The 18,002-nt window shown below is 66.3% G+C and carries 21 protein-coding genes; 9 read left to right on the top strand and 12 right to left on the bottom strand.

Annotated features, from left to right (window positions below; translation table 11 throughout):
• Window positions 1-41: 41 nt before the first annotated feature.
• Genes KBZ13_RS01960 through KBZ13_RS01945 form a run of 4 tightly spaced genes read left to right on the top strand, consistent with a single transcriptional unit; the run spans window position 42 to window position 3,815 of the window.
• Window positions 42-1,301, top strand: coding sequence for a hypothetical protein (locus tag KBZ13_RS01960; RefSeq protein WP_255005425.1), 1,260 nt, complete (start codon window positions 42-44; stop codon window positions 1,299-1,301).
• On the top strand, window positions 1,301-1,723 hold the full coding sequence (locus tag KBZ13_RS01955) for a hypothetical protein (protein WP_255005424.1): 423 nt from the start codon (window positions 1,301-1,303) through the stop codon (window positions 1,721-1,723). The genes KBZ13_RS01960 and KBZ13_RS01955 overlap by 1 nt, the downstream gene beginning before the upstream one ends.
• A complete protein-coding gene (locus KBZ13_RS01950; RefSeq protein ID WP_255005423.1) occupies window positions 1,723-2,598 on the top strand; it encodes a hypothetical protein in 876 nt (291 codons plus the stop codon). The genes KBZ13_RS01955 and KBZ13_RS01950 overlap by 1 nt, the downstream gene beginning before the upstream one ends.
• 20 nt (window positions 2,599-2,618) lie before the next feature.
• Entirely contained in the window at window positions 2,619-3,815 is a 1,197-nt protein-coding gene (locus KBZ13_RS01945) for a hypothetical protein (protein WP_255005422.1), read from the top strand.
• A 163-nt stretch (window positions 3,816-3,978) separates the two neighbouring features.
• On the opposite strand, the gene KBZ13_RS01940 is transcribed toward KBZ13_RS01945, so the two are convergent.
• Window positions 3,979-4,986 carry a hypothetical protein gene (locus KBZ13_RS01940; protein WP_255005421.1) on the bottom strand — a complete coding sequence of 336 codons (1,008 nt, stop codon included), beginning with the start codon at window positions 4,984-4,986 and terminating at the stop codon, window positions 3,979-3,981.
• Window positions 4,986-5,438 (bottom strand): DUF6932 family protein, encoded by a 453-nt coding sequence (locus tag KBZ13_RS01935; protein WP_409995590.1) that lies wholly within the window; start codon window positions 5,436-5,438, stop codon window positions 4,986-4,988. The genes KBZ13_RS01940 and KBZ13_RS01935 overlap by 1 nt, the downstream gene beginning before the upstream one ends.
• Before the next feature lie 860 nt (window positions 5,439-6,298).
• Between KBZ13_RS01935 and KBZ13_RS01930 the strand changes: the two genes are divergently transcribed.
• Window positions 6,299-6,613 (top strand): hypothetical protein, encoded by a 315-nt coding sequence (locus KBZ13_RS01930; protein ID WP_255005419.1) that lies wholly within the window; start codon window positions 6,299-6,301, stop codon window positions 6,611-6,613.
• A gap of 67 nt (window positions 6,614-6,680) precedes the next feature.
• Here KBZ13_RS01930 and KBZ13_RS01925 read toward each other — a convergent pair whose 3' ends face one another.
• From KBZ13_RS01925 to KBZ13_RS01890, 8 genes are all read right to left on the bottom strand, one after another.
• Window positions 6,681-6,971, bottom strand: a complete 291-nt coding sequence (locus KBZ13_RS01925) for a hypothetical protein (RefSeq protein WP_255005417.1) — start codon at window positions 6,969-6,971, stop codon at window positions 6,681-6,683.
• 85 nt (window positions 6,972-7,056) lie between these two features.
• Complete coding sequence (locus KBZ13_RS01920; RefSeq protein ID WP_255005415.1) at window positions 7,057-7,377, bottom strand: DUF5615 family PIN-like protein; 321 nt, start codon at window positions 7,375-7,377, stop codon at window positions 7,057-7,059.
• Window positions 7,378-7,620 carry a DUF433 domain-containing protein gene (locus KBZ13_RS01915; protein ID WP_255005413.1) on the bottom strand — a complete coding sequence of 81 codons (243 nt, stop codon included), beginning with the start codon at window positions 7,618-7,620 and terminating at the stop codon, window positions 7,378-7,380.
• A 70-nt stretch (window positions 7,621-7,690) separates the two neighbouring features.
• Window positions 7,691-8,476 carry an RAD52 family DNA repair protein gene (locus tag KBZ13_RS01910; RefSeq protein ID WP_255005412.1) on the bottom strand — a complete coding sequence of 262 codons (786 nt, stop codon included), beginning with the start codon at window positions 8,474-8,476 and terminating at the stop codon, window positions 7,691-7,693.
• Between the two features lie 67 nt (window positions 8,477-8,543).
• Entirely contained in the window at window positions 8,544-9,185 is a 642-nt protein-coding gene (locus KBZ13_RS01905) for a siphovirus Gp157 family protein (RefSeq protein WP_255005410.1), read from the bottom strand.
• A 48-nt stretch (window positions 9,186-9,233) separates the two neighbouring features.
• On the bottom strand, window positions 9,234-9,701 hold the full coding sequence (locus KBZ13_RS01900; RefSeq protein ID WP_255005408.1) for an SLOG family protein: 468 nt from the start codon (window positions 9,699-9,701) through the stop codon (window positions 9,234-9,236).
• A 569-nt stretch (window positions 9,702-10,270) separates the two neighbouring features.
• Window positions 10,271-11,443 (bottom strand): Fic family protein, encoded by a 1,173-nt coding sequence (locus KBZ13_RS01895; RefSeq protein ID WP_255005401.1) that lies wholly within the window; start codon window positions 11,441-11,443, stop codon window positions 10,271-10,273.
• A gap of 427 nt (window positions 11,444-11,870) precedes the next feature.
• Complete coding sequence (locus tag KBZ13_RS01890; RefSeq protein WP_255005399.1) at window positions 11,871-13,922, bottom strand: glycogen debranching protein; 2,052 nt, start codon at window positions 13,920-13,922, stop codon at window positions 11,871-11,873.
• Window positions 13,923-13,976: 54 nt separating this feature from the next.
• On the opposite strand from KBZ13_RS01890, the gene KBZ13_RS01885 reads away from it, so the two are divergent.
• The 3 genes from KBZ13_RS01885 (at window position 13,977) to gluQRS (ending at window position 16,263) form a co-directional block, all read left to right on the top strand.
• The gene (locus KBZ13_RS01885) at window positions 13,977-14,663 is read left to right on the top strand and encodes an MBL fold metallo-hydrolase (protein ID WP_255005398.1); all 687 of its coding nucleotides are present in this window, start codon (window positions 13,977-13,979) and stop codon (window positions 14,661-14,663) included.
• Window positions 14,664-14,880: 217 nt separating this feature from the next.
• A complete protein-coding gene (locus KBZ13_RS01880) occupies window positions 14,881-15,183 on the top strand; it encodes an HU family DNA-binding protein (protein WP_255005397.1) in 303 nt (100 codons plus the stop codon).
• Window positions 15,184-15,243: 60 nt separating this feature from the next.
• On the top strand, window positions 15,244-16,263 hold the full coding sequence (gene gluQRS / locus KBZ13_RS01875; protein ID WP_409995599.1) for a tRNA glutamyl-Q(34) synthetase GluQRS: 1,020 nt from the start codon (window positions 15,244-15,246) through the stop codon (window positions 16,261-16,263).
• Window positions 16,264-16,515: 252 nt separating this feature from the next.
• Here gluQRS and KBZ13_RS01870 read toward each other — a convergent pair whose 3' ends face one another.
• Complete coding sequence (locus tag KBZ13_RS01870) at window positions 16,516-16,659, bottom strand: hypothetical protein (RefSeq protein ID WP_255005906.1); 144 nt, start codon at window positions 16,657-16,659, stop codon at window positions 16,516-16,518.
• A gap of 27 nt (window positions 16,660-16,686) precedes the next feature.
• Between KBZ13_RS01870 and KBZ13_RS01865 the strand changes: the two genes are divergently transcribed.
• Window positions 16,687-16,953 (top strand): hypothetical protein, encoded by a 267-nt coding sequence (locus KBZ13_RS01865; protein ID WP_255005395.1) that lies wholly within the window; start codon window positions 16,687-16,689, stop codon window positions 16,951-16,953.
• A 17-nt stretch (window positions 16,954-16,970) separates the two neighbouring features.
• On the opposite strand, the gene hypE is transcribed toward KBZ13_RS01865, so the two are convergent.
• Entirely contained in the window at window positions 16,971-17,999 is a 1,029-nt protein-coding gene (gene hypE, locus KBZ13_RS01860; protein ID WP_255005394.1) for a hydrogenase expression/formation protein HypE, read from the bottom strand.
• Between the last annotated feature and the right edge of the window lie 3 nt (window positions 18,000-18,002).

Genomic DNA, 18,002 nt, shown 5'->3' with positions numbered 1-18,002 from the left:
GTCAGTGGCAATAGCTGGTGACGTGATGCGGCCTGGCTTCGATGCCCTGGAATAACACCGGCTCCCTGCTGGGTCCGCAGGGTTCCCCTGGACCGACCGGCACGGCGGGCGCACCCGGGTCAGCCGGCCCGCAAGGTCCAGCCGGCCCGCAGGGCACCGCCGGCACAGCAGGTACAGCTGGCAGCACTGGCCCGCAAGGTCCGGCTGGCACGGCTGGAGCTCCTGGAGCAGCCGGTCCGACTGGCCCGCAAGGCGCGGCCGGCACCGGCATCAACCTCAAGGGCTCGGTCGCCACCTACTCGGCGCTGCCGACCTCGAACCGGCAGCAGGGTGACGCCTACATCGTTCAAGACGAGGGCGACACGCTCTATTCCTGGAACGCCGCTGGCAGCAACTGGGTCAACGCAGGTCAGATCCAAGGCCCGGCCGGTCCGACGGGCCCCGCTGGAACAGCAGGTGCCCAAGGTCCGGCTGGCGCCGCTGGCCCCCAGGGCCCGGCTGGTACGGCTGGATCGGCTGGCATCCAGGGCCCTGCTGGCGTGGCTGGCACCACTGGCGCGGTGGGCTCCCGCGGCACGGGCTGGTTTGTGGGATCCGGGCCGCCACCGGCCAACATCCCCGGCCAGATCGACGGGGACATGTACCTCGACAACGTGTCGGGCACCGTCTACAAGCTGACGGTGAGTGCTGGCACTCCGGTTGGCAGCCTGCCGGCGATCGGTTCTGCCTATGAGGGGGGCTACTACGGCGGGCTGATCTCGGCTACGGCGAATGGGGTGGCCACCCATGCGCTGATCATTTCGCCCAAGTCCACGGGTCAGGCCCTGAAGGTGCTCAAGACCGCCAATACGGCCACGGCCGGGGCCACGAGCACGTTCGATGGGCTGGCCAACAGCAACGCCGCCAACGATGCGGGCCACCCCGCTGCCCAGTGGGCGCGGGCGCTCACGATCGGCGGCTACAGCGACTGGTATGTGCCGGCGCTCTACGAGCTGGAGATCCTGTACCGGAGGTTCAAGCCCGACAACACCGATGGCAGCACTCCGGGCTATGGCGCCAACCCCTACGCGGTGCCGGTGACCACGGCGAACTACAGCCTGTCGATCCCGGCCCAAACCGTGGTGACGGGCTTCTCCATTGGTGGTGCTCAGGCGTTCTTCGAGGGGAACATGTGGACCTCGACTGAGGATCAGGCCACCACGGCGATCTGCCAGGACTGGTATTACGGCTCGTGGGGGCCCATCAGCAAGAGCTTCAGCCAGACCACTCGCGCCATCCGCAAAATCCCTGTGGTGCCCTGATGGGCTGGGTTCCCCGGATCGACACGCCTCGGCGCGTGGAGGAGCAGCGGGTCACGGCGACTGTCACGGCGCCGTCGGTGCTGGATCTGACCTTCGTGGAGCTGGGCACTGATGGCCGCTTCCTGGCGGTCGGTTGTGACATCGCCGCCTGGATCACCTTTTATGCGAGCGCGCAGGCGCGGAACGCTGATACGGCGCGGCCGATCGTGGAGGATCCGCCGCTCTCAAGCGGAGTGCTGCTGGATCTGAGCTTCGATGGCGTGATCCCGTGGCTGTGGCCTGCACCGGGCTCGACCTATTCCAATGGCGAGACGCCGCTCAAGGCGCGGCTCTTCGCTCGGGTGCGCACTGCGCTGAACGTGGCCCATGCGGCGACGGTGACGGTGCGGGCCCTGGTCGAGCACGACACGGTGCCGTCCTGATGGCGGCAACGATCCGCGATCTCTCACGCCGCGGTGACGAGCCAAACGCCTTGGGTGCGCTGAGCGCGATGGCGGCGCAGGTGGACATGGAGCTGGCCACCTGGATCAGTGCGGCCAACTCTCAGAACCTGGCTCAGCTGCTGACCCTGAGCACCAACAGCGCGGCAGCGCCCGGTTTCCTCGGTTGGACGATCAAGGCACGGCTCACCGCTCAGAACCTCGGCTCGCCGGTGGAGCTGATGAGCCAGTGGGTGATGAACACCTCCACGGCGGCGGTGAACGCCCATGCGGGCCTGGCTGCGGGCCACGCGCCCGCTGGCGGCTTGGGTAACCACGGGTTGCTCTCCGGTGGTCGGGGCACGACGAACACAGCGGGCACGGTGACGTTGCCGATGCCGATTGGTGCGGCGACGGCCTGGAGCCTGACACCGGGCCAGGAGTTTTTCGCTTTTGGCCTCACTCAGCACGCCTTTACTAACCGCCAGGCCTTGCCGCTGCTGATCGCCAAGGACGTCACCACTGGTGACTGGCACCTCTCGAACACCGACATGGCCGCTGTGATCAACACGGCGGCCTGGAGCCGCAACCTGCCGCAGGTGCTGCTGTCTGGGGGTTTCCGCAATGACTGGACGGCCAGCGGTCCTCCGTTCCTGCTCGCCCGGCCGGCGCAGTGGCTCCCGATCACACCCGGCGTGGCCTTTGCAACGCCACTGCCGCCGGTGCAGTGGTGGGATCCGGTGGTGTTGCCACAGGACCTGGCGACCTACAACCGCACCTTCGTCACGCTCGGTTATTTCAAGGCGGCTGACGGCAGCGAATGGCTGCAGCTCGGCCCCTCGCGCCTGGCGGTGCGGGTCGTTAATCCCACCACCTGATTCCAGCGCAGTTCTTCCCTATGGCCCTTGCCACTTCAGCCCAACAGTGGGCCTCCTGGAACTGGACCAGCAAGGCAGTCGGCAGCCCTGGCCTGCGGCTGAGCGAGGCCTTCTCGGCGTTCGCGGCGGTGGTGAACGCCACGCCGGCCAATGCTGCTCTGCAGTTGCAGGTCGTCAAGGATCACAATTCCGCGTCGGGAGTAACGAACTTCGGGTATGTGTGGCGCCTCGGCCATCCGGTTAATCCGGTGCTCTTGAGCTTCTACAACACCAGCAAAGTCCAGGGCTACAACGCATCTTCGAGCACGGCTCTGTTGCGGCTGGGCCTGGAGAGCGCCTACACCATCGACAGCAGCAACGGCGGCTACGGCACGTTCGCTTCCACTTTGCACAGCGTCAGTGCTGGTCTGTCTCATTACGCGGCGGATGGATCGCCGGCGATTGATTACGGCGCGATGTTGCTGGTGCTGATGGACACGGCACCTGGCCGTGAGTTTTTCTGCTACTCGATTGCACCGATCGGCGCGGACACCTACACGCAGAACCACACGATGGTTCTGTTCAGGTCGCCGGCAACATCAGGCTGGAATGTGTTCTTCAACCGCTCCAATGCCTATGTCGGCATGTTCTATTCGCAGAACAGCTACATCTGGAACAACAACACGTTGGTGTCATGTTCTGTGATGCCGTATGCGCTCGGTGGTGTTCAGCAGCTGAGTCAAGGCTATGGGTTGTATGCGAACCCCACCAGCGGTCTGTTCCAGCCGGGGACGATTCAGCCCCGGGTGGTGCTGCCCGATTGCTTGTGGTTGGGGGACAACCAGCTCAGCAGCCCGCGCCGCCTGGGCCGGGTCAGCAGTCCGGCCGGCGGCGGCACCTTCTATCAGCTGGCGGCGGCCTATGGCGGTGCCACTGATCTGTGGTTCCTGCAGCCAACGGGGACGCCTGCGGCGTTGGCGCTCTGGAGCACCGTCGGCTCACTGCCGTGGGAAACGGTGCCGGATCGCCTGAGCTTCTGCCCGCTGGCGCCGCTGCAGGCCCTTGGGATGGGTCCGGCCGCTGCGCCGGACTTCCTGACCGACTGGAGCATGTCGGCGCTCGGCGCCGCTGGGGTGCGCCAGCACCCGTTCTATGCCAAGCAACTGCAGGGCAGCGGCGGGGGCGGTGGTGGCAGCAGGCCCAGCAGCGGGGTGCTGTGGCCGAGGGGGACGTCGTGATCTCCTACGGGTGCTGACGATCCGACTGCAGCGAAGCCCCAGGAGCCGTGTTGATCGGCAGTGACTTCCGGCTGGACCGCACCACCCAGGTCTGCCTCAGCCAGCACCTCCGCCATTGGGACCAATGCAGCACCTGGGGATCGGAGCAGCCAGCTGGCAGATCTCAGTGCCCAAGCAGGTCCAGCTGTTCGTCGGCCCTGCGCAGAATCTCAATGGATTCCACCGCCACAAGACTGGGCTGCTTGTCGGCAGCCGCCTCATAGCTGCCGCTGACCCGGACGGTGCAATCAAGAATCTCCTTGACTTTTGTCTTATACCGCTCGTCGTACATGCAACGGATGCCGCGCAGATACCGGGCGCCGCGGATCTCAAAGCGAAAGGCATCCAGATCGATTTCCCGCACCACACCCTCAAAGGAATCGGTGCCACTGGAGCGCTTCCAGGACGGTTCGTTCAAGCTTTTCCTCAAGATCTCCCGGCTCTTCTTGGTCAGCGCAGTGGGTGCCAGCTCGTCTTCTCCTGGGCAACTCAGGTACAAATTGGTGATGCCTTTGTTCTTGGAGGATGGGGCCAGCTTGTGGGCAGCCAGCATGATCGTGTCTCGTACGGCAGGATCAGGAAACAGGGAATAAACCTCTTCACTGACACCGTCATCCTCGATCAGCCTTGGGATGATGGGAAGGCTGCGGACAGCGTCACGCACGGCTTGGTAAAGCCCGTCGGTGACGCCTTCGAGAACCAACTGCCCCTGGGAGTCCAGTTCCCCAGGGCGCGGCACCCGCATCCCCACCACCAGGCTTCCGTAGGCCAACCCGGACAGGTTGGGATCGAGATGCTCAGGCCAACGCACCTTCTTCTCTTCCAGCCCTGCGATCGATTTGGCGATGTGCTGAATCTGCGTGCGCAGCTTGGAGAAGGCTCCGGTGACCAGCGAAACCGGCGGCTCGTGATTGAGAACCCCTGGCCCCGTAAAGCGAGCGACCAAATCCGAATGATCCGCCAGGAAGGCAATGGGGAAATCATCCCGATAGAGCTTCGCGAGCAGCTCGAAATAGGGAGAGCTGATTTCATCGGGATCTTTGCCCATGCGCACGGCTAGCTCACGCGCCGCCAGTAACTCCTGGTGGATGATGCGGGCCTTGCCCTCAGTCGCGTCGATCCAGCCGCCCATCACCGCAACCTCAACAGACCTTTTTTGTGGTCGTGATACAGATTCATGGCGATTGCCTCCCTGGGATCCAAAGAGCTGAAGTAAGCAACAAGGTCTGCCCCCGATCGCTGCAGCGCTGTTTTCAGGTCGATCCGATAACGCAGCAGGATGTCAGGGCATCGTTGGCAAAGCTCAAGTGCCTGCATCTTTTGCTGATCAGGAAATTCCTGCAGCTCCATGACGAGGTTGATGTCGGCTGGGTTCTCCTCCGAGGTCACATAACTGCCGTCCAGCACCACGGGAGGAAGCACAGAAAAGCGAGGTGACAGTTCCTCCGTGATGAATTCCCTCAGCAGCGAGGTCAGCTGACGCCGTTGGGCATTCCAAGCAAGGGCGGCCTCCACTTCCTGCATCGTGCATCCATGAACTCCACCTGGAAGCAGGCCATACCGATCAAAACCTGGGACGGGCATGCGCTACCTGCTGGCTGCAGCAGGTAGGCGGGTGGCGTTGCCTCCCATGCCTGCGCAAGGATCGCTGCCCAAGGCAGTGCCGGCGGTGTGGCTGGGCATTGGCTGAAAGGATTACCCGGTTTATACCGAGCCTCCCTGGCAAGCGGAACAGGCCGACAGGGTTTGCAGATGCCCCTGGCAGCGTCAGCCGTGACATGGAGGTAGGGCCGCTCGTCGATCGACATCTTGAGCCGAACAGCTTGCGCTATCTGCCGGGGAGGAAGAACCGCCATCACCGATCAGTTGCCCACGCCTGCACTGGCTCGACTCCGGCTCGACCGAAGACCGTCCGAGGAGCCGCCACTTCTTCGGTTGTCACACGCGCCTTATTGAGAACGATGAGAACCGTTGCGCTGCAGTGCCTTTGCGCGGTGTTACTGGAATGAGGTTGCGCCGGTTCTCGGGATGCCCAGCCAGACGGGCTCTCACAACCAGATCACAAGGGGGCGATCCTACGGACAACCACCAAATCTGGCAATCGCTGAGGGCCCTTACACCACTCCTGGTGTTTGCCGCCCGTCTTGGCCCAGAAGCCGGTGCTAGACCTTGAACTCCGCACGGGACGGCCCTTCTACGCAAGAAGGGCCCAGGGAATCTGACCTCCCTGAGCCTCCCCTTGCGGGCCACTCCACATGTTCTGGAGCCTTTTCATGCTGAATCATTCCCGGCAGTCACCGGAGCCCGATCCGTACAACTCAACAACCGCCCACCCATGGCGGGGGACTGCGCCTGCTTTGCTCATCCGCTCCCGCCAGGTGACATCGATGGAGATGTCTAGGGCGAGAACGGCAGTCGATCGCGTGTGAGCGGAGAGCTGAACGATGACGACGGATCAACCGACGCGAGCCCTGCTCCACAAGGTGGTAACGACAGCGGAAGGGCCCTTTGGCACCTCCTATACCGTTGCCTACTTCGAAGATCGTGAGGGCGACAAGCTCCTGGCGTTCGCGACCTCCGACCACTTCGGGGACCTGGATCTTCTCCCATTGATGACAGGCCAAGAGCTCGCTCTGGCACCTGGGAGCGCTTGTCTCGAGGTGCTGCCGCTAAAGGTCCAGAGCGAGGAAGTTCAGCATCAGGTTGCTGAGCAACGTTCCCTGCTCTTGCTGCAACAGTTCATGCGGACTGGGCACTGACCCACTCGGGCGTAATTGGGTGCAATGAAGGTGCCCACAAGTAGCACAGCCGCTTCTACTCCTGGAATCACGCTGGAACAGCTGCGTGCTGCACCAGGAAGGCCTCGATCCAATCGTGATGCCGCTTCTGCAGCATCCGATCGGCGATGGAAGTTGCCTCCTCCGGGACCTGAAACCGCTTGCGGAATGCTTTGGTGAAGACGGAGTCTTCCGCGGAGCGGTACCCCTCCAGCTGAGGCTGGGAAAGGCTGCGAATGGTGGCGTGAATCCGCTGGATCGTGGCGCCATCGAGGGGCAGCAGCGCCTGGTCCTCGATGGCTGAGTCGGCGCCATCGGTCGGTGCAGCATCGGATGGCAAACCTGCGGGCAGGCGGTTGGGAGCGTGGCCGTTGCCAGCTGCTGGGCGCCGCGAAGGGATGTTCGCGACTGCGGCGCTGAGGTGTTCAGGGAATGAACAGTTCCTCGTAGCCACCGCTTTCAATGGCGGCGACCGCTGCCTGGAGCTCGCCTGTGACCTCCCGAATCCGCGGCCAGCTGGTTGTTGTCAGCACCAGGATCGCGTTGCTGCGCCCGCTCAGGTTCTGCTGATATCGCAGGTTCGTATCGGTGGTCATCAGGAGCTCGTAGCCCTCCCGCTCCGCCAGGCGAATCAGCTCGCCATTGGTGACGGTCGACCAACCCAGCTCATAGGCCGTGACCACCACATGGCCGGTCAATGAGCGGCGGAGGGGAACGGGTGTCCCCTGGTCAAACAGGATCCGCACTCAGGCCAGTGCGGCAGCAGCGGTGCTCCGAGCGGCGTGCTCCAGGACTAGCCGTGACTGCTCGAGGCTCACCCCTGGGAACAGTTCGACGAATTCAGCCAAGGAGACACCGTCTTCCAGGTTTTCGAACAGAGCCGCCACCGGAATCCGGGTACCGCGGAACACCCAGGCTCCGCTCACGCGCTGAGGATCCATCTCCACAGCACTGCAGCCTGCCCAGCCCAGATCGGTTTGCGTGGTCATGGCCCTTAGGGCGGCCGGTCTCATGAATGGTAGGCAGCTCATCCGATCTGAGCTGCCGGATCACTGGATCTCAGACAACGCTCTGGTGCTGAACCAAATACGCCTCGATCCAGTCGTGGTGACGCTTCTGACAAATCCGATCGGCGATGGAGGTGGCGTCCTCCGGGACCTGAAAGCGCTTGCGGAAAGCCTTGGTGAACCCCTCCAGCACCGGCCTCGGCAGACTGCGCAGGGTGGCCAACATCTGGCTGATGGTGGCCGGATCGAGGGGCGACAGGCTTGGGTCGCCTGTGGCTTCCGCTGCGGCGTTCTGTGCCGCGGGGGACGGGCGGCGATGGATCGACCTCTTGCCGTTGCTGGCAGGGACTTGATGGGCTCTGTCCCCTTCCGATTGGGTGACCTCCCGCTGCTGCTTGTCATAAAGCGCCAGCCCGAACGGGTTCCCGAAGGTCATCAGGGCACGCTTCATGGCATCGGTTTCGGACTCCTTGATGGCCGATTCATGGGCCTGGCCCAGGTCCACGTCAATGCCGTGGCCGGCGCCGGTTCCCTCGCGGATCAGTGGGGCGGTGCCCAGATGGCCGACGGTGATGCGAACCCGGGCTGTGTAGGTGACGCCCCAGCCAGGGCGGTTGTCCCGGCCGATGCTGCGCTCGCTCTGGTTGACGCAGCGGACTGAGGTTGTTTCTCGCGTCCAACCGTCAAAGCCAAAGATGCGGTTGGCTTCCGCGATCACCTGCCATCCCTCCAGGTAGCTGACGGTGGTCCGGCCCTGCTCCCGCTGACGCACCTTGGCGCGATCGAGGGGTGCAGTGAGGGTGGCGATCTGCTCGGCAGTAAAGGTGCTGCTGGTCATGGCTTGTTCTGTAAGGGGGGTGCAGTGGGCCGCCAGGCAGCGGCCCGGTTGAAACAGCTCTGGCCGGTCAGCGGATGCGCCAGCTGCGGCGGCTGATCAGCTGGGCGCCTGGGACGTCCTGGCCTGCCTTAAGCGCGTCTTTGATGAGCAGGCGATCCGGCTTCCAGCTGGTGGTGGAGGACTGCCACTCCCGCGCCAGGGTCTCCTCGTCCTCGATCTCGACGGCCTGGGATTTGCGGCTGCTGAGCTCGTGATTGGGGAAAGAGAAGGCGGTGGCGCCGGGCTGTAGCCGGGTGAGCACCAGCACCAGCGATTCCTCCAAGGCATCGGCCCGGCCGACATCGGAGCGGGAAAGCTCCGTGAGGCGCTTGGCCTGCTGCTGGCGATAGGCGGCCTGGCCGCGCAGATGCTCGATCACCCAGCAGGTGGCATCGGCCTTGGCCGCCAGGGCCTGCTTGTTGCCCTCCTCAGCCAGCAGGGCGGCCTCCAGCTCAGCGAGGGCCTGACTGCGGGAATCGTCGTCATCGGCCTCAAGCTGCTCGGCCAGCTGGCCGATGGCGGTGGTGAGCTCCTGGGCCTCGATGCCCAGCTGCCAGAGGGAACCGTTGCGCTGCAAGGCGCAGGCGGGACCGGCGGATTCAGAAGCAGCTACCGGTGGGGCAATGGCCGGAGAGACGGAAGCGATCGGGATGGGGGTGAGAACAGCCATGTCGTTGAGAGGAATGGGGAACGGAGGCAGCAACAGGCGCGGAAGGCTTCAACAGCGAGCGGCAGCAGCGGGATGGGCCCAGCGACCGGCGGATGGGCTGACTTCCACCACGGCGATCGGCACCGGGGAGCGTGAGGCCATCCGGCGGGCCTGCTGCACCAGGGAGGCGGTGCCTGGCCCGCCGGGGAAGGCCACCACCAGCACCGAGGTGGAGACACCGGGGGAGGAGTGGGACAAGGCCCGGGCAACGGCCAGTTCGAGCAGTTCCCGATTACGGATCGGCCCGGCAGCCCGGCCATGGCGCCGCCACTCGGCAGGCATGACCAGTGCCGACCAACCCAGCTGATGGGCGGCGCGGGCGATGGCGGCATCGGCTCCGCGTGCTCCGCCATGGAGCAGCAGATGAACGAGCCGGCCGCTGCTGCGGGCCAGCAGCTCAGCAGCCACCCGCTGATGGGGCCAGGCCAGATCTCGGCCGCCGCCGGCCACGATCACAAGGGAGCGACCGGGGCCCACTTCAGGCCTGGATGAAGTACAAACAGCCATGGAATCAGTTGCCGCAGGTGACAACTGATCGGGGCATCATGCCGCTGATACGAATGCGGCGGTGATGGCGAGATCAGGGGATGACGTTGCCGCAGGCGATGGGCTCGGGGCCTTTGGCGCTGACCTAATCTTAGCAGTACAAATCCACTTTATGCAGGCCAGAGCCACTGCAATCACTGGAATTTGAGGGGTCACAGCTCACGCTCCACGGCTGAATTGAGTGGCGTCCAACTGGCCATCTTTGTGGCCAGCTTGGTGCTCCAGGCCTGATTGATAGCCCGCGCAGCCGCGCGAGGGAACCTCTTGCAATCAGCACACCTGATCCATCAAGCACCAGCCGGCCGGATGAGCAGCGGCACCGCAGCCGCGGGAGAGGCGCCGTGCAGGCGTGACCTCAGCCACCCATCCCGGTGGCGGCGAGGAGCGAAGAGATCACGCGAGCGCAAGGGTCGGTGACCGCGCAGCGGCCTCATCGACTCGCGCAGCCCTTGCGCCGTGTGACACCATCACTCCCCGCTCCCGGGGTGGGCCTTCATGGCTCAGAGCGGCTCAGTGCCCTCGCTGAGGATGGCCAGATAGGCGTCGTAGGCGAACAGGCGATTGCGCCGCCCACCGGTGATCTCGCGGGCGATCCCGAGCTCGACCAGGGTCTCGATGGCTTTGCTGATGGTGGGAAAGCTCAGGCCGCTCATCGCTCGGATCTGGCCGATGCTGGTCAGTGGGCGCTGGCGCAGGGCTTGGAAGATCTGGCGCACGCTCGGACCAGACCGCCCCAGGCCCGTGAGCCTGGCCTCGTCGCCGCGAAAAAGCGCCAGCAGCCGGTGTGCGGTGGCGACGGCTGAGCTCGCGGTGGTCACGATTCCCTCCAGGAAGAAATCGATCCAGGCCTCCCAGTCGCCCTCGCGGCGAACACCTTCCAGCAGCTCGTAGTAGCGGCTGCGGTGCTGCTTGAAAAACAAGCTGAGGTAGAGCAAGGGCTGCTGCAGAACGCCGGCATCGATCAGCACCAGCACGATCAGGAGCCTGCCCAAGCGACCATTGCCGTCGAGGAATGGGTGGATCGTCTCGAACTGCACGTGGGCCAGGGCGGCACGCACCAGCACCGGCAGCTCGTGCTCGTTTTGGGCGGTTCCATGGATGAAGTGCTCCAACTGCGCCATGCAGTCCTCCACTAGGCCCGGTGGCGGCGGCACGAAGCTTGCATTGCCGGGCCGGGTGCCGCCGATCCAGTTCTGGCTGCGGCGAAATTCACCAGGAAGCCGATCGGCCCCGCGGCCCCGTGCCAGCAGCTTGGCGTGGATCTCCCGCAGCAGGCGGGAGGACAGAGGGAATCCTTCCCGCAGCCGCGCCAGACCATGCTCAAGGCCGGCCACGTAGCTGGAAACCTCCACCACGTCATCAAAGGGAACACCAGGCGCCTCTTCCAGTTCAAAGAGCAGCAGATCGGAGAGGGACGACTGGGTGCCCTCGATCTGGGAGGAGAGCAGCGCCTCTCGCCGCACGTAGGTGTAGAGGAAAAGCTCTGGATCCGGCAGCAGCGCCGAGACTCCGTCCAGACGTCCGCAAGCCAACAGGGCTCGCTCGTGCAGGGCCTGAAGCGGCCCTTCAAGAGTGATCGGTGGATGAGGAGGTAGCGACGCCGGCACGAAGGCCCGCACGGATTCTCCTGTGGTGGTGCTGATTTCGTAGCGACCTGTGGACTCGCGCCGCATGGGAACGTCCCTCGACGAACCTTGAACACAGCCGAAGCTTATTCAAGGAAAGCAGGCTTGCCTTTAATAGGGGCGGCAAGGAGTGGTCTGCTTGCGCTTGGGGTCTTAGGTCAACGGCGTGGCGTCCGACTGCCTTCGTCTCGGAGGTCCAGAAGCTGTCTCGCCAACTCCCAAGAACCCCCTGCTCGATTTTTGCCGCCGGGGCTTATTGACAACGCCTGCGCCAAAACATCTCACATAACATCTCACATGGCCGATTTTTGTAATTGAGAAACCAGTCACAGCAATGAGACTGGGCATTTTATAGCTCAGCCTTCCAAGCTGATGATGCGGGTTCGATTCCCGCCGCCCGCTCTTGTTTTGTTGGCACGACGCCCGTTGTGTTGGGGGTTCCTCTCCTGATGTGACGGGCGGTTCCGCTTCGTCCTCAGAGCCTCACTCCTGCCAGCAGCGGGGCGGCCACCAGCAGCATCAGGCTGCGGCTCTCCAGCGGCGCCCCCGGCGGACTCCAGCGTTCGGGCCGCTCGGGCAGGTCCTGACCGGCGGGCAGGGCGGTGTCGATCACCCGCAGCCAGCCGCCGGGGCAGGGGGGCAGATCGAAGTGCATGGCCTTGAAGTAGGCGTTCATGCCGCACCAGAGCAGCGCCCCCTGGTGGGGGGTCTCCAGGCTCCAGGCCAGGGAGTGGGACCACTTGGCCCAATCGGGGGCATTCAGCTCCACCCCGTGCCAGTGGCGTTGGACCGGGAGCTCCTCGAGGGTGGCCTGGTCGGGGTTGAGCAGCGGTGTCAGCCGCTCCCGTAGCCGCAGCAGCCGGCGACAGAATTGCCGCAGGGCCAGGTCTTGGGCGTTGGCGCGCCAGTGCATCCAGCCGATCGGGTTGTTCTGGCACCAGGCGTTGTTGTTGCCCCCCTGGCTGCGGCGCACCTCATCGCCCATCAGCAGCATCGGCACCCCCGGTGCCAGCAGCAGGGAGGCCAGCAGGTTGCGCAGCTGCCGCTCCCGCAGGGCCACCACCGCATGGTCGCTGCTGGGGCCCTCCACCCCGTGGTTCCAGCTGTTGTTGTGGTTGTCACCGTCGCGGTCGTCCTCGCCGTTGGCGAGGTTGTGCTTGCGGTTGTAGCTGACCAGGTCCGCCAGGGTGAAGCCATCGTGGGCGGTGATGAAGGTGATGCAGCGGCCGGCCTCCGCCGGCTGGCCGCCAAACAGATCCGGGCTGCCGTTGAGCCGCTGGGCCATCGACCAGCTGGTCTTTTCATCGCCTTTCCAGAAGCTGCGCAGGTCATCGCGGAAGCGGCCGTTCCAGGCGGCCACCCGCCGGGCCGGAAAATCGCTCAGCCGGTAGAGGCCGCCGCAGTCCCAGGGCTCGCTCACGAGCTTGAGATCGCTCAGTTCCGGGTCGGCCTCGATGTCCTCGAACAGGGGCGGCTGGTCGAGGGGGGCGAGACCCTCCCCCCGCGAGAGGGCAATGCCCAGATCGAAGCGAAAACCATCCACCCCCAGCTCCAGGGCCCAGCAGCGCATCGATTCCAGGATCAGCCGCCGCACCAGGGGCCGGTTGGCCGCCACGGTGTTGCCGCAACCGCTCACATCCAGGTACTCCCCCTTGGCGGTCTGGTGGTAATAGAGCCGGTCGTCGAAGCCCCGCCAGCTGAGGGTCGGGCCCTCCTGGTTGCCTTCGGTGGTGTGGTTGTAGACCACATCCACCAGCACCTCGAGGCCGAGCTGGTGGCAGGCGCTCACCAGCCGGCGCACCTGCCCCCGGGCCGTGAGCGGATCACCGCCGGCGACGTAGGCGTGGTGGGGCGCCAGCCAGCTCAGGGGGCTGTAACCCCAGTGGTTCAGCCGGCCGTCGGGGGCGTCGTGGGGATCGAAGGCCATCACCGGCAGCAGTTCCAGGGCGGTGACCCCCAACGCCTTGAGCTCGCCGAGCACCTCGATCAGCCCGAGATAGGTGCCCTGCAGCGCCCGGCTCACCGGGCAGCCGGGGCCCTGGGTGAAGCCGCCCACGTGCAGTTCATAGATCACGGTGCGCGACCAGCTGTGGCGGGGCCGCGGCGCCGCCTCGAAATCGAAGCGGTCCCGTTCGGTCACCACACCCTTGAGGCAGCTGCTGGTGTTGGGGGCGGCGCCGGCGGCGGCGCCACGGCGGTAGACCTGCCAGCCGTCGATCGCCCGGGCGCAGGGATCGAGCAGCACCTTGGAGGGATCGAAATTGTGCTGGCCGGGCAGCAGGGGCCCGAAGACCCGGTAGCCGTAGCAGGCCCCCAGCCCCAGCCCCGGCACCTCCACATGCCAGTGGTCGCCGGAGCGGTGGCGCCCATCCAGGGCAATCACCCGATCGGGTTCGGGGGAATCGCCGCGCTCAAACAGCAGCAGTTCCACCCGGGTGGCCCGGGGCGCCACCACCGAGAAGTTCACGCCAGCGGCGGTCAGACTCGCCCCCAGGGGCCAGGGGTGTCCCAGTTGGATCGACGCCAAGGGCCCGCGCAGATGGCGTCACAAGCTAGGTCGGTGATCCGGTTCGGTGACTCCATGGCCATCGCCAGCCCCAGCGAAACCGGACGACCACCCCAGCCGGTGCAAGACAACCTGTGGGTGTTCGCCCCCAGCCGCGACAGCCAGGGGGGCACCGCCTGGTGGCAGGCCCTGCCGGGCGGCGGTGGCGGCGTGCTGATCGATTGCCCGGGGTACACCGAGGCCAACCTGACCTTTCTGCGCGAGCGCCAGAGCGGCAGGATCCTGCTCACCAGCCGCGAGGGCCATGGCCGCTGCCGGCGTTTCCAGGAGGCGCTCGGTTGGCCGGTGCTGGTGCAGGAGCAGGAGGCCTATCTGCTGCCGGGGGTGGCCCGGCTGGAGACGTTTGCCGAGGAGGCCGAGCCCCAGCCCGGGGTGCGCCTGCTCTGGACACCGGGGCCCACGCCGGGGGCCTGCGTCGTGCTGGCGTTGGAGGCGGGCGGGCTGTTCTGCGGACGCCTGCTGGTGCCCACCGGCGTGAACCAGCTGGCCCCCCTGCGCACGGCCCGCACCTTCCACTGGCCGCGGCAGCGGCGCAGCCTGGAGCGCCTGCGCCGCTGGCTCCCCCCCGGGGCCCCCGACTGGATCGCCAGTGGGGCGGGGCTGGGGGCGCTGCGGGGCGAAAAGCTGATCAGCGGCGGCCGCCGGCTCCTGGAGGACCTGCTGGAGGATCTGGCCGCTCAGGCCGCAAGGGAAGGCGAATGAGCCGTTCGCCGATCGGCCCACGGCGAAGCTCGATTGTGTGCCCTGGGCAACCAAAGGCCCCCCTTGAGCGTTCGTGCGGGGCCAAAACTATGGCTGAGATTGATGTTCCGGTTGCCTGGGGCCGCGAACACCCATACGATTAGCGCGCTCACACCCACGGCCGCAAGGGACTCTCCGACCCGCACGGCTTCCGCTGATCCGGAGGATTCCGTTCCCGATGACCAACAAAGCTGATCTCGTCAACCTCGTTGCCCTCCGCACCGAGCTCACCAAAACCGATGTGTCCCTGGTGATCGATACTGCCATCGAAACCATCATCGATTCGGTGGTGGGAGGAGAAAAGGTATCCATCCTTGGTTTCGGTTCCTTCGAAGCCCGCGAGCGCTCCGCCCGCCAGGGTCTGAACCCCAAGACCGGCGAGAAGATCGCCATTCCCGCCAAGCACGTGCCCGCCTTCACCGCCGGCAAGCTGTTCAAGGACCGGGTCCAGACCGAGTCGAAGAAGACCAAGAAGAAATGAATCCGCCCCTTGGCGGCTGAGCTGGGCGGCCCGCTGGGCCGCCTTTTTGCTGGCCCAGCGGTGGCGTTGCCGGCCCATCTGGTGCCCCTGCTGCGGCCCGCCCCTGGGCGGAACCCGGCCGAGGTCGCTGGGCCGGCGCCCTACCGCGGTCGCTTCGCCCCCTCCCCCACCGGAGAGCTGCACTGGGGCAACCTGCGCACCGCCCTGCTCAGCTGGCTCGACGCCCGGCTGCATCGGGGCGAATGGTTGCTGCGCTTCGACGATCTCGATCGGCCCCGCAACCGTGTCGGCGCCGAGGACGCCATCCTGCGGGATCTGGACTGGCTGGGGCTCCACTGGGATGGTCCGCTGCTGCGCCAGAGCGAGCGGCGGGGCCTCTATGGCTCGGTGCTCTCGGCCCTGCGGCGCTCGGGCGAGCTCTACCCCTGCCGCTGCAGCAGGCGGATGCTGGCGGACCCTTCAGCGCCCCACGGCGAGGCGCCGGTCTATCCGGGCACCTGCCGGGGGCGGCCGAACCGGTGGGGGATCGAGGCGGGGCGCCTGCCCAGTTGGCGCCTGCGCCTGCCGGACGCGCCGATCCAGTGGCGGGAGCGGCTGGCGGCCCCTGGAATCCTGCAGGCGGCCCGGCAGGTGGGCGATCCGGTGCTGCGCCGCGCCGACGGGGTGCTGGCCTACCACCTGACCACGGCGGTGGATGAGCTGGCCCTGGGCATCACAACCGTGGTGCGCGGGGAGGATCTCTGGGCCTCCACGGCCCCCCAGGTGGCGGTGATCGAGGCGTTGGGGGGAGTGGCCCCCAGCTACGCCCATGTGCCCCTCTGGCGCCAGCCCTCGGGGGAGCGCCTGGCCAAACGCCAGGGGGCTGAGGGCCTGGCGGCCTGGAGGAGCGAGGGGCTGGGCGCCCCCGAGGTGATCGGGCGACTGGCGGGGAGCCTCGGCCTTGTGGCTAGGCCCAGCGCGCTGAGCGCCAGGGCTCTGCTGGAGCAACTGAGCCTGGAGGCGTTCGAGCGGGCCCTGAGTCTTAACAAAGGCTTCGGGATCAAGGGCGCCCTGGGGTCCGAAACTGGGTTCAACTCCTGATTGTTTTGATGAGCGACCCGCTCACCCCATCACCAGACTCCCCATCACCCAGCCCTGGTGATCGTCCCTGCTGCCAAGCCTGCGGCGGGAGCGGTGTGCTCCGGATGAGCCACCATCGTTTTCGCACCTGCCTGGATTGTCTCGGTCAGGGGGTGCTGCCGCAGTTCAGCGCCAGCCCAGAGCTGACCCGCCTCCTCAGCGGGGAGAGCAAGGCTGCTCCCATCGCGCCCGGGGTGGTGGGGGAGGCCGAGGTCAGCGCGGGGGCTTTGCGGGTTTCTTCGCGATGAAGAAGACCGCGGTGGCCACCACCACCGCCAGCGGGGCGGCGGTGAGCAGCAGCAAGATGACGGCGGTCCAGTCGGTGTACATCGCTGCGTGGAAGGAGACCTCTGCCATCATTACCTTGAAGGGTCCGCGCTGAACATGGTTCGAAGGTTTCGCCCCCTGCTCGCCAGCGCCCTGTTGCTGGGTTGTCTGGCCGCGCCGGCGGGCTCCCGCGCCGATGTGCGTTTTCAGAACTGCACGCCGGCTCCAGGTGGTGGCATCACCTGCGACACCCGCCCCGAAGGCAACACCTTGCTCAACGACGAGGCAGCCCGCTTCGGTCTGTTCAACGACGCCAGCCCCGGCTGGGATGAGTTCAACCCCTACCAGGGGGTGGATCAGATGTTGGGTGGCAACCAGAGCTGAGCTGAATCCCTCAGGCTTCAACAGATCCTTGGCAGCTGCTCCCCCCGGCCTGGATCCAGCCAGCGCCTCACCCCCATGGCGTTCTCCAGGCGCACCTTGCCGGTCCCAGGACCCTCCACCTGGCCGATCCGCTGGGCCGTCGGCTGCACCTGCCTGAGCAGGGCGAGGGCGGCCTCCGCCTGGGAGTCCGGCAGCGCCACCAGGAAGCGACCCTCGTTGGCCATGGCCAGGGGTTCAAGCCCCAGCAGGTCGCAGGCGCTGCCCACGGCGGCGGCCACCGGCACGGCTTCCTCCAGCACCAGCATGTCGAGGCCGGCCGCCGCCGCCAGTTCATCGAGGGCCGCCGCCAGGCCGCCGCGGGTGAGGTCCCGCAGGCCGTGGAGTTCCAGGCCCGCGGCCAGCAGGGCTTGCACGTCTTCGTGCAGGGGTGCCAGGTCACTGGGCAGGGGGCTGCTGAAGCCCAGTTCATGGCGGGCGGCCAGGATCGCCACCCCGTGGCGGCCCAGGTCGCCGCTCACCAGCAGGGCGTCGCCGGGGCGGATCGCCGCCGGGCCGATCGCCAGGCTGTGCTCAATGCGGCCGATGCCGGCGGTGTTGAGGAACATGCCGTCCCCCTTGCCCCGCTCCACCACCTTGGTGTCCCCGGTGACCACCGCCACGCCGCAGCGCTCGGCCGCCGCCCGCAGCGAATGGAGCACCCGTTCCAAGGTGGCCAGGGGCAGGCCCTCCTCCAGGATCAGGCCGAGGCTGAGGGCCAGGGGCTGGGCCCCCACCATGGCCAGATCATTCACGGTGCCGTACACCGCCAGGGAACCGATGTCGCCCCCGGGGAACTCCAGCGGCCGCACCACATAGCTGTCGGTGGTGAAGGCCAGCGGGCCTTCCTGGGCCGGCAGCAGCGCCGCATCGAGGGCGCCCCCTGCGGGAGTGCCCAGGATGGGCAGGATCAGGGTCTCGAGCAGCTGGCGGCTGAGGCGGCCGCCGCCACCGTGGCCCAGCTGGATGGTGCCGGAGGGTTCTGTTGGTATCGGGCAACCTGAGGTCATGGC

The sequence above is a fragment of the Cyanobium sp. ATX 6F1 genome, assembly GCF_024346315.1.
GTDB lineage: Bacteria > Cyanobacteriota > Cyanobacteriia > PCC-6307 > Cyanobiaceae > ATX-6F1.
The sequence above is the reverse complement of the archived record's forward strand: the minus strand, read 5'-3'. Positions and strand labels throughout refer to the sequence as shown.